This window comes from Thermocrispum agreste DSM 44070 (assembly GCF_000427905.1).
Taxonomy (GTDB): domain Bacteria; phylum Actinomycetota; class Actinomycetes; order Mycobacteriales; family Pseudonocardiaceae; genus Thermocrispum; species Thermocrispum agreste.
This window is the reverse complement of sequence record NZ_ATYX01000007.1, coordinates 155,626-169,003: the sequence shown is the minus strand read 5'-3', so window position 1 is coordinate 169,003 and position 13,378 is coordinate 155,626. Positions and strand designations below refer to the sequence as shown.

Here is a 13,378-nt window from a genome sequence, read left to right as displayed (position 1 = left end):
GCGATGAAGATCGGCTTCACCCACGCTGCGAACGAGAAGTGACCGCGTTCGATGTGGGAGGCAAGGTGACGGTTGCACCTGTGGCTGCCACTGCCATGGCGGCACCGGACGGCGGCCGCCGATGTGCCGGGTTCGCGTGATTCCACCCACCGGGCAAGCTCATCGCCGGTGACGGGCCAGCCGTCGTTCGTGGGTGGCGACGGTGCGGCCGCCGCCACGGTCCTGCTGTCGCGGGCGGACGAGCCCGTGGCGGAGGCTGCGTTGCAGTACGCGCGCAGGGGATGGCCGGTGTTGCCCGGTGCGGCGTGGAACGGGCGCCGGTTCGTCGTCGGCGGGTCCGGCGCGATCGCCCATCGACTGCGTCCGGTCGTGCCGCGCACGTTCGCCTCCGCCGATCCCCACCAGGTGGCGAAGTGGTGGGGGGTCGACGAGGAGTGGGAACCGTCGGTGTTGCTGGTCGTGGGTCCCGCCTTCGACGTGGTGTCGGTGGCCGGTGCCGTGGCGGCCGGTCTGTTGTTCACCCGGGCGTTCCAGAAGGCCGGCGGTCCGGTCGTGTTCCGGCCCGACAGCGGCGCGGCGCATTTCTTGCTCGAACCGGGTGGCGCGCGGCGACTGCGCTCGACCGCTCCGCCGGCAATCCGGCCTCTTGCCGCGGGTTCGTGGATCCCGGCGCCGCCGACGCTGGTCGGCAACGGTGCGCGGGTGAGCTGGTGGTGCCACCCGGCGCGGTCCGGGTGGCGGCCGATGGCGGCCGATGCGTTCCTGGCCGCGGTGGCCACGGTGCAGGCGCGGCGAACCGCCGGGCGCCGCTGAATCGGGGCGGGCGGCACGACAAAAGGCGCCACCGGGCGGTGGCGCCTTCGAAGGCAGAGGATCGCGATGCGCACAGACGGGATTCACCGTGCTGGACCCGGACCGTGTGCCGGAGGTTGGGGCGCGCCTGAACGATGCCTGCGGCCCGGGGCAGGGGACTTTTCGGGTGGAAGGTGTCTGGGGTGCTCTGTTCGCGGTGCCTGGTTGGCTTTTCGGGTGGAAGCGGTCCGGGGTGCTGCGTTCGCGGCGCCTCGTCGGGCTCCCGGCTGGACACTGTCCGGGCGCTGCGTCCGCGACGCATCCATCAGGGTCGGCTGGGCGGTGACATGAGGTGGGCGTGGACAGTCACGACCTCCATGATCTGTGCCAAGGCAGCCCCCGGGGCGGGTTTGCTGAGGCAAGTCGGCCGGGATCCGCTCGCTGAGCCGCAAGCCGTGCCTGGTGGGCCTCCTGCAGCAACCACGCCCCGAGACGGCCGCGATCGTCATGCCGCCAGTAGCTCGCGGGTGTAGTCGTGGGCGGGGTTTCGCAGCACGTCGGCCGCTGCGCCCTGCTCCACCAGCCGGCCCGCCCGCATCACCGCCACGTGTTGCGCCACCTCCGCCACCACCGCCAGGTCGTGGGTGATCAGGAAGTACGTCAGATCCAACGCGGTCTGGATCTCGCCGAGCAACGCCATGATCTGTGCCTGGATGGTGGCGTCGAGCGCGGACACCGGCTCGTCCAGCACCAGCAGCCGTGGATTCAGCGCGAGCGCCCGGGCGATGGCCACGCGCTGGCGCTGGCCGCCGGACAGCTCGCCCGGCCTGCGCTCGGCGTACGAGGCGGGCAGATGCACCAGATCGAGCAGCTGGAGAACCCGGTCTCGGCGGTCCGCCCGGCGTCCGATCCGATAGGCCACCAGCGGCTCGGCGATGATGTCCGCCAGGCGCATCCGAGGATTCAGCGAGGCGAACGGGCTCTGATACACCACCTGCATGTGCCTGCGCAGCTCGCGCAGTCGCTTGCGGGACAGGGCGGGCACGTCCTGGCCGAGAACCCGGACCGTGCCCCGGTCGGGCCGTTCCAGGCCCAGGATGATCCTGCTGGTCGTGGTCTTGCCCGAGCCCGACCCGCCGACCAGCGCGAACGTGCTGCCCTCCCGGACCGACAGCGACACGTCGTCCACCGCTTGCGTGCCATGGCGAGCAGGTCCGAACCGCTTGCTCACGCCGGTCAGCTCGATCACCGGGTCCGCGTGCCGGTCCTGCTCCGGGACCTGCCGTGGACGCACGGTCTCGGCGATGCTCAGCACCCGCCCGCGCTCCACCCGCGCCGAGCTGCGCAGCAGGCTCGCGGTGTAGGGGTGGTGCGGCTCGGTGAACACCCGCTCGGCCGGGCCGGCTTCGACGACACGCCCCCGCTGCAACACCACCACGTGACTCGCGTGCCGTCTGGCCAGCACCAGGTCGTGGGTGATCAGCACGACGGTGGCCGAGTGCTTCTCCCTGACCCGCTGAATGGCGGCCAGCACCTCGCGCCCCACCAGCACGTCCAGCGCGCTGGTCGGCTCGTCGGCGATCACCAGCTCCGGGCGCTTGGAGAACGCCATGGTCACCAGCACCCGCTGCCGCATGCCGCCGGAGAGTTCGTGCGGGTAGCGGCGCATGACGTCGTCCGGATCGGCGAACCCCACGTCGCGCAGGTCCTGCCGCAGCCGTCCGGTCACGGCCGCCGGTGGCAACGCGGACCCGGTCAGCGTGAAGCACTCCCGCAGCTGGGCGCCGATGGTCTTCGTCGGGTTCAGCGACGCGATCGGATCCTGCGGAACGAAGCCGATGCGCCGGCCACGTACCCGCCGGAACTCCCGCTCGCTCTTCGCAGGAAGCGGCTCACCGGCCAGCTCGATCCGTCCGGAGTCCACCACCGCGTTGCCCGGCAGCAGGCGGACGACGGAGTGCGCCAACGTGCTCTTGCCGGACCCCGACTCGCCGATCACCGCGGTGACCTCACCGCGGGGAATCTCCAGTGACACCGAGTCGAGCGCGGTGTCCCAGCTGCGGCCCCTCCGGTACCGCACGGTCAGCTCGCTGACGGCCAGCAACGGTTCGGTCATCGGTGCTCCTGCAGCAGGTAGGCGATGCGGTTGAGCAGCACGACCACGGCGGCCAGCACCAGCCCGGGAATGATCGCCACCCACCAGGCGTGCGCCAGGTACTTCTGACCTCCCGCGATCAGCACACCCCACTCCGGCGACGGCGGGCTCTCCCCGAAGCCCAGGTAGCTCAGCGCGCCGATGGCCAGCATGGCCAGCCCGAAGTGCAACGCCGTGTAGGCGAGCACAGGGGAGAAGATGGCCGGCACGATGTGGCGGACGACGACGCGCAGCGGACCCGCACCGCAGGTGCGCGCCGCTTCCACGTAGGTCTGCGTCGACGCCTGCATGACGCAGCCGCGGATGAGCCGGGCGAACCCGGTCGCCTCCCCGATGCCGATCGCGACCGCGGCCACGAACGCGCCCCGTCCGTAGGCGGTGATCACGGCGAGCGCGAGCAGCACCGACGGGATGGCCATCACCGACTCGGTGACGATCCCGAGCAGCCGATCCAGCAGGCCACCGGGCCGCAGACCGGACAGCACGCCGATCACCGCGCCCAGCACCAGCGCCACCGCGATGGCCAGCGCCGCGGAGAACAGCGAGATCTGCAACCCGTGCACCACCCGGGAGAACAGATCGCGGCCGATCTCGTCGGTGCCGAACCAGAACGTGCCCGACGGCGGGGTGAACGGGATCCCGTCCAGCGCGTACGGGTCGTGCCGGGCCACCAGTGACGGGAACATTCCCACCAGCACCAGCCCGGCGAGCAGCGTCAGGTGGACGTGCAACTCCCGGACGCGAACCCGCGGCCTGCTCAGCCGCCGCTCCGCCGTACGTGTCGTGGTGGTCAGAGTGGCATCGGTCATGGGCGTGCCTCCGTGCTGCCTGCACCTGCTCCGGACGGCCGGCGCAGCCGCGGGTCGAGCAGTGCGTAACCGACGTCGACCAGGATGTTGATCACCACGTAGACCGCGGCCAGCACCACGACGAGGCCGAGCACCACGGTCAGGTCGACGGCCTTGACCGCGTCGACCATGAGCCTGCCGAGGCCTGCCCGGCTGAACACCATCTCCACCACCACGGTGCCGCCCAGCAACGACCCGACCCGCAGGCCGAACACGGCCAGGAACGGGAACGAGGCGTTGCGCAGGCAATGCCGGCAGACGACGGTGAACCGGCCCGCCCCCTTCGCCGGGGCGGTCACCGCGGCGTAACTGGCTCCCAGCTCGGCGCGCAAGCTGCTGATCAGCACCTGGGCGAACTGTGCGGCGCCGAGCAGGGCGAGCACCGTCGCGGGCAGCACCAGCGCCGCGGGCTCCTCGCTGCCGTTGGACGGGAACCAGCCGAGGGTGAGCGAGAACAGGTAGATGAACAGCAGCCCGACCCAGAAGACCGGGAGGCTGACGTAGGCCGAGGGCAGCAGCGAGGCGACGGCGCGGACGAGGCGTGACCGTGGGTTGACCGCCAGCACCGCGAGCAGGAAACCGAGCGGCACCGCCGGCACCAGCGAGACCGCGGCCAGCGTCACGGTGCTCGGCAGGACGTCCGCGATCATGCCCGCCACCGGCTCCTCGGTGACCAGGGACCGGCCGAGGTCACCGTGCAGCAGGCCGGTCAGGCCGCGCAGGTACTGGGTGCCCAGGTCGTCGGTCAAACCCACCTCGTCGCGCAGCTCGTCGAGGTTCAGCTGCGACACGTCCGCCGAGCCGATGGTGTCCGTGGTGCCGATGCGGGCCAGCACCGCATCGCCCGGCAGGACGAACAACAGGAAGAACGTCGCGGAGTACGCGATGAAGATGACCGCCGCGGCGTGCGCGAGCCTGCTGCCTGCCGTGCGCAGCAGTCCGCCAGCCCGTGTCCGGCGCGCTACCGTTTCCGCAGGTGTAGTCGTCATGGCAGTGGCTTTCGCTCGGCCCGGGATCACTGCTTGCTGACCCACGCGTCGCCCAGCCACGGCAGGTGGGTGGCCTCGAACAGCGGCAGGTGCGTGGTGGTGCGGTAGGCCAGCGGCTGGATGAAGTCGTACAGCGGGATGAAGTACGCCTCGTCCAGGATGATGGACGCGGCCTTGACGGCCAGCTTCTTCCGCTTGGCGACGTCGGGCTCGGCGAGGATGCCCGCGAAGACCTTGTCCAGCTCGGGATCCAGGCCGCCGTAGATGGAGCGCAGCACGTCGGCGTCCGGGCGGGTGCCGGATGCCCATGCGAATGAGTAGTCGCCCGACTGCAGCCGCTGGTTCAGCTCCGCCTGGGTCAGGCTGCCGAACGTCAGCTCCACCCCGATGGCTCGCCACTGGGACTGGACCACGGCGATGTTCGGCTCGTGCGAGATGGTCGACGGGCTGTAGACCAGGGTGAACGACAGCCGTGTGCCGTTCTTGGTGCGCACCCCGTCCGGTCCCGGGCGCCAGCCCGCGGCGTCCAGCAGCCTGCGGGCTTCCGCCACGTCGGTGACGATCTTGTCCGACAGGTCGGTGTGGAACGGGTTGCTGGCCGCGTAGGCACTGGTCGCGGGCTTGTCGATGGCCGAAGCCCGCGCCAGCACCGCCTTGCGGTCGATGGCCAGCGACAGTGCGCGCCGCACCGCGCGCTCGTCCAGGCCGGGTTGGCCGGTGTTGACCGCGAAACCGAGGGCCGCGCCCGGCAACGGCTCGCGCCGGATGGTGATCTCGTCGCTGCTTGCGAACGCGGTCTTGTCCGCCGGTTCGGTGTTGTGCAGCAGGTCCAGCCCGCCGGAGCGCAGCTCGGCCGCGGCGATGCTGTTGTCCTGGATGTGCCGGACCTCGATCTTGTCCAGATACGCCGGGCCCTGGTTGCGGGCCGGCGCGGGCGGCCAGTGGTAGTCCTCGCGCTTGGTGAGGGTGTAGCCCTCGTCACCGCGGCTTTCCGAGATGACGAACGGCCCGGACCCGATGATGCTGCGGCCGTTCTGGCGCCGCTCGAACGGCAGCCGTGCGGTCTCCGGTGCCACGATGCCCAGCACCATGCTGGACGCCGCCTGGAGGAAGCCGGAGTTCGGCCGGTTGAACTCGAACACCACGGTGTGGTCGTCCGGGGTACGAATCCGCTTCAGGTCGCCGATCCACTGGTTCGCGACCGCGTACTTCGCGCCGCCCTTCCGGAGTGCCTGGTAGCTGAGCTTGACTGCGGCGGCGTCGAGCTTCTCGCCGTTGCTGAACGTCACGTCGCGGCGCAAGGTGAACTCGTAGCGGGTGGCGTTGGCGTTGACCTTCCACTTCGTCGCCAGCCACGGCGCGAAGTCGCCGTCGGCGGTGTGGAAGACCAGCGAATCCACCACCCCGCGCAGCGGCACCGCCAGGCCGTAGCCGGTGGTGGTCGCCGGGTCGTTGGACTTGGTGCCCCCGGCCGCCCGGTAGACCAGCGTGCCCCCGCGCACCGGTGTTCCGTCGTCGGACGCCCGGCTGCGCGCCCCGCCGTCGGCACACCCGGCGAGTGCCACCGTGGCCGTCAGCAAGCTGGCCAATGTCGCGATCGCCGCGCGACGCGTCCTGCGCTTCATGGATCACTCCCGTCGGTGTGCGTTGTCGGTTGCCGTGCACGATGCGTCGTCAGCGCACGCTAGACGGGCGATCCCCATTTGTGGGACATGCTCCCGCAATGTGGAAAAGCTGTCGCCATGGGTGATGAGCGCCTTAGCGTCACGGCCGTTCACGAGCTCCATGCGGGAGCAACGGTTACGGAGGCGACATGTCCAAGATCAAGATCGAGGCGTCCAGCGCGGTCTTCTACCTGCCCTACTACGTCGCGGAGGAGGAGGGCTACTTCGCCGACGAAGGGCTCGACGTCGAGCTGGTGCGCAGGGCCACGCAGGACGAGACGGAGCTGCGGTTCATCGAAAGCCCGCAGCAGGTGTCCTCGTTCAGCAGCTTCAAGCTGTTCGAGGCGGGGCGGACGCAGCTGTACAACGCGTGCGAGTGGGGCCAGCTGCGCCGGTCGCAGGACAGCCAGGTCAACGGCAAGGTGGTGGCCAGGCGGGCGGCGGTGGCCAGCCAGGCGATCATCGTGCGTCCGGACTCGCCCTACAACGTGCCCGGCGACCTGGCGGGCGTGCCGGTGGGGGTGAACTTCCACCACGGGTCGCACTACCTGGCGCTGCAGACGCTGGAAGGCTTTCTGCCGCGCGAGGACATCAAGCTGATCGGCATCAAGGGCAAGGAGCGCTTCGCGGCGCTGCGGGACGGCGACATCGACGTGGTGGCGGTGATGGAGCCGTGGATCACCGTGGCCGAGAAGCTGGGCTACAAGGTGCTGGCCGAGGCGCACTACTACGGCGCGGAGATCGCCAACGACGCCATCGACGCGGAGACGTTCACCAAGATCAACCGGGCGGTGGCGCGCGGCGTGGACAAGATCCACGAGGACATCCGCCCGTACCTGCGGTACTTCATCGAGCAGGCGGCGCCGATCGCGGAGCTGGAGCCGGGCGACTTCAAGCTCGGCAGGCTCCGCTACATCCACCCCGGCCCGTACCCGCAGGACCACTTCGACCGCACGGTGGCCTGGGTGGCCAGCTGGGGCCTGATCGACAGCGACAACGAGTTCGAGGCCTTGGTGGACAACACCAAGATCCTGCAGGAAGCCTGAGCCCGCAGGCATGGGGCAGGCCGCTGTGACGACCAGCGACCAGCCGGGCGCTCCGCTCGGTCGGCGACGGTTCGCGCTGGTGTTGTGTGGCACCACCGCGGGCATGCTGCTGCTGGACATCCACAAGGTGTCCATTGCGATCCCGTCGATCGAGCGGGCGCTCGCCCCCGGGCCGGTCGGGGTGCAGCTGATCTCCGCCTGTTACGTCCTGTGCTTCGCGGTGACGCTGGTGCCCGCCGGGCGGGCCGGGGACCAGGGGCGGCGTCTGGCGCTCACCTACGCCGGTTTGTATCTGTACTTGGCTGCCAGCGTGCTCTGTGCCGTGGCCACCTCGGCCGCCGTGCTCATCGCCGGGCGTGCCGTCCTGGGGGTGGCGGCAGGCATGCTGATGCCGCAGGTGATGGGGCTGGTGCAGCAGATGTTCCCGCCCGCCGAACGGGGCAGGGCGTTCGGCGTGTACGGGATGTGCGTGAGCCTGGCGACGGCGCTGGGGCCCAGCCTGGGCGGGTTGCTGACGACCAGCCCCGAGCTGGGGTGGCGTGGCGTGTTCATGATGAACGTGCCGATCGGGCTCGCACTGGTGGTCGCCGCGCACGCGATCCTGCCGTTCGCCGGGGGCGAACAGCGACGGCCGCGGGGGGTCGTCGACGTCGATCTCGCCGGCCTGGCGTTGGGCAGCGGTGCGGTGATCGCGCTGCTCGCGCCGTTCGTCTTCACCACGGGCAAGCCGGGCGACGTTTCCGCCCGGTGGGGCACGCTGGTGGTCGCCGGGGTCCTGGGGGTCTGGTTCGTCCGGCACAGCAGGCGCCGGGCCGCGGCCGGGCACTCGGTGGTCGTCGCCGCGCACCTGCTGCGTATCCCGTCGTTCCGGGCCGGGGTGCTGATCTCGCTGACCTGGTTCGCCAGCGGCCCCGGGTTCGTCCTCGGGTTGACGATCTACCTGCAGCAGGCAGAAGGATTCAGTCCGTTCCTCGCCGGGCTGGTGATGTTGCCGTCGTCGGCGACGTCGGTGGTGGGAGCCTGGGCTGGCGGACGCCTCGTGGCGCGGCGAGGTCGGGTGCTGACCGCGACCGGAATGGCCCTGGCGCTGGGATGCATGGCCACGACGCTGCTGGTGATCCATCTGGCGCCGTCGTGGGTGCTGCTGTGGGCGATCCCGTTGGTGCAGTTGCCGCAGGGGCTCGGTGCCGGCTTGGTGGTCTCGCCGAACCATTCCATGACGTTGAGCGATGTGCCGCCGGGTGAGGGCAGCGCGGCGAGCGCGATCGGTCAGCTCGGGCAGCGGATCGCCAACAGCGTGGGGGTCGCCGTGGCCTCCATGGCCTACTACACCGTGGTCTACGGCGGCGGGTATTCGCTGGTCGATGCGCCCGCGGCGGTGCATCTCGCGGGCCTGGACCACGCCGCTTCGGTGGCCTCGGCGTTCCTGGTCATTGCGCTCGCCGTCGCGGTGGCGGACCTACGGCGGCAACGACGAACTCGCGCGGGGGAGCTGGTGCTCGCGGCAGCCGGTTCCCGTTAGCGGCTCGTCCAGGCGTGGACGGCGGCGGTGACGCGGGCACGGTCGCCGGTCGCCAGCAGGTCGAGCAAAGCCCCGCGCAGGACGGCGAGGGCTTCCGTGCGCCGGGTTTTTGCCTCGGCGGTGTCGCGTTCCCCGGCCGGTTGATGTTCGGCCAGCAGCTTCAGCCAGTCGTCGACGGTGTCCTCGGCGAAGCCCGCCCACGGCCCTTCCGGGTCGATCAGCGAGCGTGCGTAGCCCTCGACCCACAGCGACAGCAAGCCGCGTCGGTCCTCGGCGGCAAGCCAGTCCCAGATCCGCTCCACGACGACGGCCAGGCCGGTGTGCTCCGCGCCCCGCTCGGCGCGCAGCTGCTCCAGCAGTCGCAGTTCTTCCGCTCGAGCGCGCGCCAGTAGCGCCCGAACGAGGCCGTCCTTGCTGCCGAACAGGTACAGCAGGACGCGCGGGCTGGAGCCGATCGCGGAGGCCAGCGGGCGCAGTGAAATGTTCGCGACGCCGTGCTGCAACGCGTACTGGTAGGCGCGTTCGAGCAATTCGGTCTTGCGCGGTGAAGGCGTGGCTTCGCCGGAGCCAGGAGGGTCGAAAGAAGTGGAGGTCGCCTCGGCCATGGCGTTAGCATGACACGACTGACACAGTCGTTTCAGTAACGGAGCGTGGTCATGGACACCATCCGGCGGTTGGATCAACCCGGGGACCTCGGGTGGATCGTGCAGGCGAACGGCGAGATCTACGCCAAGGAGCACGGCTGGGACGCTTCGTACGAGGCGCTGGTGGCCCGCATCGTGGCCGATTACGCCACCGGCCACGACCCGGAGCGTGAGGCCGGATGGATCGCCGAGCTGGACGGCCGCCGGGTCGGTTCGGTGCTGTGTGTGGCCGGGGACGAGGAGGACACGGCGAAATTGCGGGTGCTTGTGGTGGACCCGGCGGCGCGGGGCCGCGGCTTGGGCGGCCGCCTGGTGGACACCTGCATCGCCTTCGCCCGCGATGCCGGCTACCGGCGCATGGTGCTGTGGACGGTCAGCCTGCTCGCCTCGGCGCGCAAGATCTACCAGTCCCGTGGCTTTCAGCTCGTCCGGCAGGAGGAGATCCACAAGTTCGGGCACGATCTCGTCGGTCAGGACTGGGCGCTGGACCTGCGCGCGGGGAGCTGACCGGATTCGTTCGGCGAAACCACGGAAGGTCGGTGAACACAACCATGCATCTGGTGACGGCCGGCGTGACCGCGCCGAGTCACGTCCTACCCGGGCCTTCCGGTCATTGCGGAGCTGGTCGCGCGAGGGCACCGGGCGACGTACGTGGTGGGGGAGCGGCTTGCCGGGTTGGTGGCCGCGACTGGCGCCGAGGTCGTCAGCCACGACTCGATCATGCCGGACGCCGACGAACACTGGCCGGAAGACACCGCTGCGGCCATGCAGATCTTCCTGGACGACGCGTTGGCCGCGGTGCAGCCGATGCTGGAGCGGATTCCCCGGCCGGACGCGGTGCTCTACGACATCGGCGGTCACGCCGGCCGGGTGGCGGCCCACCACTGGGGCGTGCCCGCGGTGCAGCTGTCCACCGCGTACGTCGCCTGGGAGGGCATGGATGAGGAGATCGCCGAGCACACCCGGCAGCTGAAGGCGTCGCCGACCGGGCAGCGCTACTACGCCACGCTGCGCAGGTGGCTCGATGATCACGGCATGGTCGTCGACCCGGACGATTTCCTCGGCAAGCCGGACTCGTGCGTCGTGCTGATCCCGAAGGTTCTGCAACCCAACGCCGACCGGGTCTCCAGCCGGTACGTGTTTGCGGGACCGTGTCCCGACCCGGCACGCCGTACCGGCTGGGCACCGGAGCCCGGCGATGACCGGCCATTGGTGTACGTGGCGCTGGGCACCAGCTACACCCAGCGCCCGGACATCTACCGGGCTTGTGTCGAAGGGCTGGCCGGGGACTACCGCGTGGTGCTGGCCACCGGGAAGGTCGACCCCGCTTCGCTCGCCCCATTGCCCGACGGGATCACGGCCGCACGCACCCAGCCGCAGCTGGACGTGCTCGAACACGCATCGGTGTTCGTCATGCACGCAGGCATGGCCAGTGCGGGGGAGTCGTTGTGGTTCGGGGTGCCGACGGTGGTGCTGCTGCAGGCCGTCGACCAGTTCCTGAACGCGAACACCCTGGTGGAGATCGGAGCCGGAACCCGGCCCGGCGAACCGTTGACTCCGGAGGGGCTGCGCGCAGCGGTCGATGCAGCCATGGACAAGGCGGACCGCTTGGCCGAGTTGCGCGACGAAGTACGGCGCAGCGGCGGCGCCGAACGTGCGGCGGACGCGGTGGAGAGACTGTGCGCGGCGTGACGGGATCTCCGCTCGCCAGCCGTGGGACTGGCCGGGTTCACGGTCGGTGGCCGATGATCAGGGCATGACCGCTCGGCAGGCATCGGCGCCGCCGGAGATTCCCGGCGTGCGACGGCACACGGTCGTCGCCAGGGGAGTGCGCTTCCACGTGACCGAAGCGGGATCGGGCACCCCGGTGCTGGCGTTGCACGGCTGGCCACAGCACCACTACTGCTACCGGGACCTGCTCGCCGACCCACCGGACGGCATGCGCGTCATCGCTCCCGACTTGCCCGGATACGGCTGGTCGGGGCCGGCACCGCACCGATGGTCGAAGGAGGCCGTGGCCAGTGACGTACTGGCTTTGCTCGACGAGCTCGGGCTCGACCGGGTCCTGCTGGCCGGGCACGACTGGGGCGGGTGGATCGGGTATCTGGTGGCGCTGCGGGCACCGGAACGCATCGCGGGCTTGCTGGCGCTGAACATCGCCCACCCCTGGCAGCGACCGTCCACGGTGCTGCCGCACTTGTGGCGGTTCGGGTATCAGCCGGTGGTTGCGGTCGCCGGCGTTCCCCTGCACCGCCACACCGCTTTCGTCCACACGCTGCTCGTGAAAGCGGGGGTGGACGCATCGGCGGCGCGCATCTTCGCGGACGCCTTCCGCAATCCGGTCAGCGCGAAGGCGGCCCGCGACACCTACCGCACGTTCGTGCTGCACGAGTTCCCGGCATTGGCCCGGCATCCGGAGCGCCGACGCGCAACCGTGCCGATCCGCGCCCTGTTCGGGATGAACGACCCGGCCATCCACCCCGCGTTGGCGGCGGCGGAAACCGCGCGCGCCGACAGCTACACCCTCGAGCGCGTGCCGGGCTGCGGGCACTTCATCGTCGACGAACGCCCGGATCTGGTGCGCAAGGAGCTGCTGGTTCTCGCGGACGAGGTGCAAATCGGGCGCTGACGGCGTCAAACTTGCTCGGCGGATGCGAGCTGCGCGCGGACGCGCGCCAGCCGGTCACGCCACCACGCAGCTCGCGCGGGGTCGGGGGCATAGGTTTCGAGCAGTACCGGGTCAGGGGCAGGTGGCGTCCGCGGTACGGGGAGGTATCCGTCGGTCGGCCGCAGTGAGCAGGCATCGGCAACGACGTCTCCCTCGAGCAGGGCGAGCGTGCCGAGGCCGCAGGCGAAGTCGAGTTCGGGCAACGCCCCGGCCAGCGCCAGCTGGGCGGACAGACCGACGCTCGTTTCCAGCGCCGAGGAAACCACGCAGGGCAGCCCGGCGGCTTCGGCCACGCGCAGTGCTCGACGCACCCCGCCGAGCGGCGTGCACTTGATCACGGCCACATCCGCCGCGCCCGCGACCGCGACGCGCATGGGATCCTCGGCGCGGCGAATGGACTCGTCTGCGGCGATGCGTACGTCGACCTTGCGGCGGACAGCGGCCAATTCCTCGATCGTGCGGCACGGTTGCTCGACGTACTCGAGGCCGCCGGCGGCGCGGTCGAGCCGCCGGATGTGCGTCACGGCCGTGTCGACATCCCACACGCCGTTGGCATCCACCCGGATGGCGCCGTTCGGGCCGAGCGCGTCGCGTACGGCTTCCACGCGGGCGAGGTCTTCCGAGAGCGAGTCGGGATGGTCGGCGACCTTGACCTTGGCGGTGCTGCAGCCGGAACGTGCCGCGATGTCGTGAGCGCGCACCGGATCGACGGCCGGGACGGTGCAGTTGATCGGGATGCGATCGCGTACCGGCTCAGGCCATCCCACGGCGCATTGTTCGACGGCGGCAGCCAGCCAGGACACCGACACGACGTCGTCGTAGTCGGCGAACGGGCAGAACTCGGCCCACCCGGCGGGGCCGCGGATCAGCATGCCCTCCCGCACTGTGATGCCACGGAAGCGAGTGCGCATCGGAATGGCATAGACGTGCGCACCGTCGAAGTCGATGTCGCTGGTCATCAGGCGTCGATGTCCTCGTTTCGGCGAGAGCGGCTGCTGGCACCACGGTAGTGATGTGCCCGGCCGGGCGCGGCACCGGCATGCGCGGTGC

Annotated in this window: 12 protein-coding genes; 6 read left to right on the top strand and 6 right to left on the bottom strand. The window is 70.5% G+C overall.

All coding sequences use genetic code 11. The annotated features are described in order from the left end of the window. The first annotated feature begins 168 nt into the window (after window positions 1-168). Window positions 169-813: a bifunctional DNA primase/polymerase gene (locus YWY_RS0105045; protein ID WP_169725212.1), complete on the top strand. Its 645-nt coding sequence runs from the start codon at window positions 169-171 to the stop codon at window positions 811-813. Window positions 814-1,297: 484 nt separating this feature from the next. Here the strand turns inward: YWY_RS0105045 and YWY_RS0105040 are convergent, their stop codons facing one another. From YWY_RS0105040 to YWY_RS0105025, 4 genes are read right to left on the bottom strand one after another with little or no spacing between them, the layout of a single operon-like run. Then, window positions 1,298-2,908, bottom strand: a complete 1,611-nt coding sequence (locus tag YWY_RS0105040; protein WP_028846711.1) for a dipeptide ABC transporter ATP-binding protein — start codon at window positions 2,906-2,908, stop codon at window positions 1,298-1,300. Continuing rightward, the gene (locus YWY_RS0105035; RefSeq protein ID WP_038044519.1) at window positions 2,905-3,756 is read right to left on the bottom strand and encodes an ABC transporter permease; all 852 of its coding nucleotides are present in this window, start codon (window positions 3,754-3,756) and stop codon (window positions 2,905-2,907) included. The genes YWY_RS0105040 and YWY_RS0105035 overlap by 4 nt, the downstream gene beginning before the upstream one ends. Next, on the bottom strand, window positions 3,753-4,784 hold the full coding sequence (locus YWY_RS20385) for an ABC transporter permease (protein WP_051309766.1): 1,032 nt from the start codon (window positions 4,782-4,784) through the stop codon (window positions 3,753-3,755). Before YWY_RS20385 ends, YWY_RS0105035 begins: the two co-directional genes overlap by 4 nt. A 26-nt stretch (window positions 4,785-4,810) precedes the next feature. After that, window positions 4,811-6,409 carry an ABC transporter substrate-binding protein gene (locus tag YWY_RS0105025; protein ID WP_028846709.1) on the bottom strand — a complete coding sequence of 533 codons (1,599 nt, stop codon included), beginning with the start codon at window positions 6,407-6,409 and terminating at the stop codon, window positions 4,811-4,813. Between the two features lie 188 nt (window positions 6,410-6,597). Here YWY_RS0105025 and YWY_RS0105020 point away from each other — a divergent pair, with 188 nt between their 5' ends. Both YWY_RS0105020 and YWY_RS0105015 read left to right on the top strand, forming a co-directional pair. Beyond that, complete coding sequence (locus YWY_RS0105020) at window positions 6,598-7,494, top strand: ABC transporter substrate-binding protein (protein ID WP_028846708.1); 897 nt, start codon at window positions 6,598-6,600, stop codon at window positions 7,492-7,494. A 25-nt stretch (window positions 7,495-7,519) separates the two neighbouring features. Beyond that, on the top strand, window positions 7,520-9,016 hold the full coding sequence (locus YWY_RS0105015) for an MFS transporter (protein WP_028846707.1): 1,497 nt from the start codon (window positions 7,520-7,522) through the stop codon (window positions 9,014-9,016). On the opposite strand, the gene YWY_RS0105010 is transcribed toward YWY_RS0105015, so the two are convergent. Beyond that, window positions 9,013-9,621 (bottom strand): TetR/AcrR family transcriptional regulator, encoded by a 609-nt coding sequence (locus YWY_RS0105010; RefSeq protein WP_028846706.1) that lies wholly within the window; start codon window positions 9,619-9,621, stop codon window positions 9,013-9,015. The two genes, YWY_RS0105015 and YWY_RS0105010, sit on opposite strands and share 4 nt — an antisense overlap. Window positions 9,622-9,672: 51 nt before the next feature. On the opposite strand from YWY_RS0105010, the gene YWY_RS0105005 reads away from it, so the two are divergent. The 3 genes from YWY_RS0105005 to YWY_RS0104995 all read left to right on the top strand — a co-directional run bounded on the left by YWY_RS0105005 (window position 9,673) and on the right by YWY_RS0104995 (window position 12,289). After that, entirely contained in the window at window positions 9,673-10,167 is a 495-nt protein-coding gene (locus tag YWY_RS0105005) for a GNAT family N-acetyltransferase (protein WP_028846705.1), read from the top strand. A gap of 144 nt (window positions 10,168-10,311) precedes the next feature. Beyond that, the gene (locus tag YWY_RS20380; protein ID WP_245566559.1) at window positions 10,312-11,352 is read left to right on the top strand and encodes a nucleotide disphospho-sugar-binding domain-containing protein; all 1,041 of its coding nucleotides are present in this window, start codon (window positions 10,312-10,314) and stop codon (window positions 11,350-11,352) included. 64 nt (window positions 11,353-11,416) lie between these two features. Beyond that, window positions 11,417-12,289 carry an alpha/beta fold hydrolase gene (locus YWY_RS0104995; protein ID WP_038044515.1) on the top strand — a complete coding sequence of 291 codons (873 nt, stop codon included), beginning with the start codon at window positions 11,417-11,419 and terminating at the stop codon, window positions 12,287-12,289. A 5-nt stretch (window positions 12,290-12,294) separates the two neighbouring features. Here YWY_RS0104995 and YWY_RS0104990 read toward each other — a convergent pair whose 3' ends face one another. Then, entirely contained in the window at window positions 12,295-13,287 is a 993-nt protein-coding gene (locus tag YWY_RS0104990) for an o-succinylbenzoate synthase (RefSeq protein ID WP_028846703.1), read from the bottom strand. Window positions 13,288-13,378: the final 91 nt, after the last annotated feature.

Bases quoted from the DNA above. Each gene is read 5' to 3' on its own strand.
- YWY_RS0105040 (WP_028846711.1), bottom strand. From the start codon at position 2,908: ATGACCGAACCGTTGCTGGCCGTCAGCGAGCTGACCGTGCGGTACCGG.
- YWY_RS0105035 (WP_038044519.1), bottom strand. From the start codon at position 3,756: ATGACCGATGCCACTCTGACCACCACGACACGTACGGCGGAGCGGCGG.
- YWY_RS20385 (WP_051309766.1), bottom strand. From the start codon at position 4,784: ATGACGACTACACCTGCGGAAACGGTAGCGCGCCGGACACGGGCTGGC.
- YWY_RS0105025 (WP_028846709.1), bottom strand. From the start codon at position 6,409: ATGAAGCGCAGGACGCGTCGCGCGGCGATCGCGACATTGGCCAGCTTG.
- YWY_RS0105020 (WP_028846708.1), top strand. From the start codon at position 6,598: ATGTCCAAGATCAAGATCGAGGCGTCCAGCGCGGTCTTCTACCTGCCC.
- YWY_RS0105010 (WP_028846706.1), bottom strand. From the start codon at position 9,621: ATGGCCGAGGCGACCTCCACTTCTTTCGACCCTCCTGGCTCCGGCGAA.
- YWY_RS0105005 (WP_028846705.1), top strand. From the start codon at position 9,673: ATGGACACCATCCGGCGGTTGGATCAACCCGGGGACCTCGGGTGGATC.
- YWY_RS0104995 (WP_038044515.1), top strand. From the start codon at position 11,417: ATGACCGCTCGGCAGGCATCGGCGCCGCCGGAGATTCCCGGCGTGCGA.
- YWY_RS0104990 (WP_028846703.1), bottom strand. From the start codon at position 13,287: ATGACCAGCGACATCGACTTCGACGGTGCGCACGTCTATGCCATTCCG.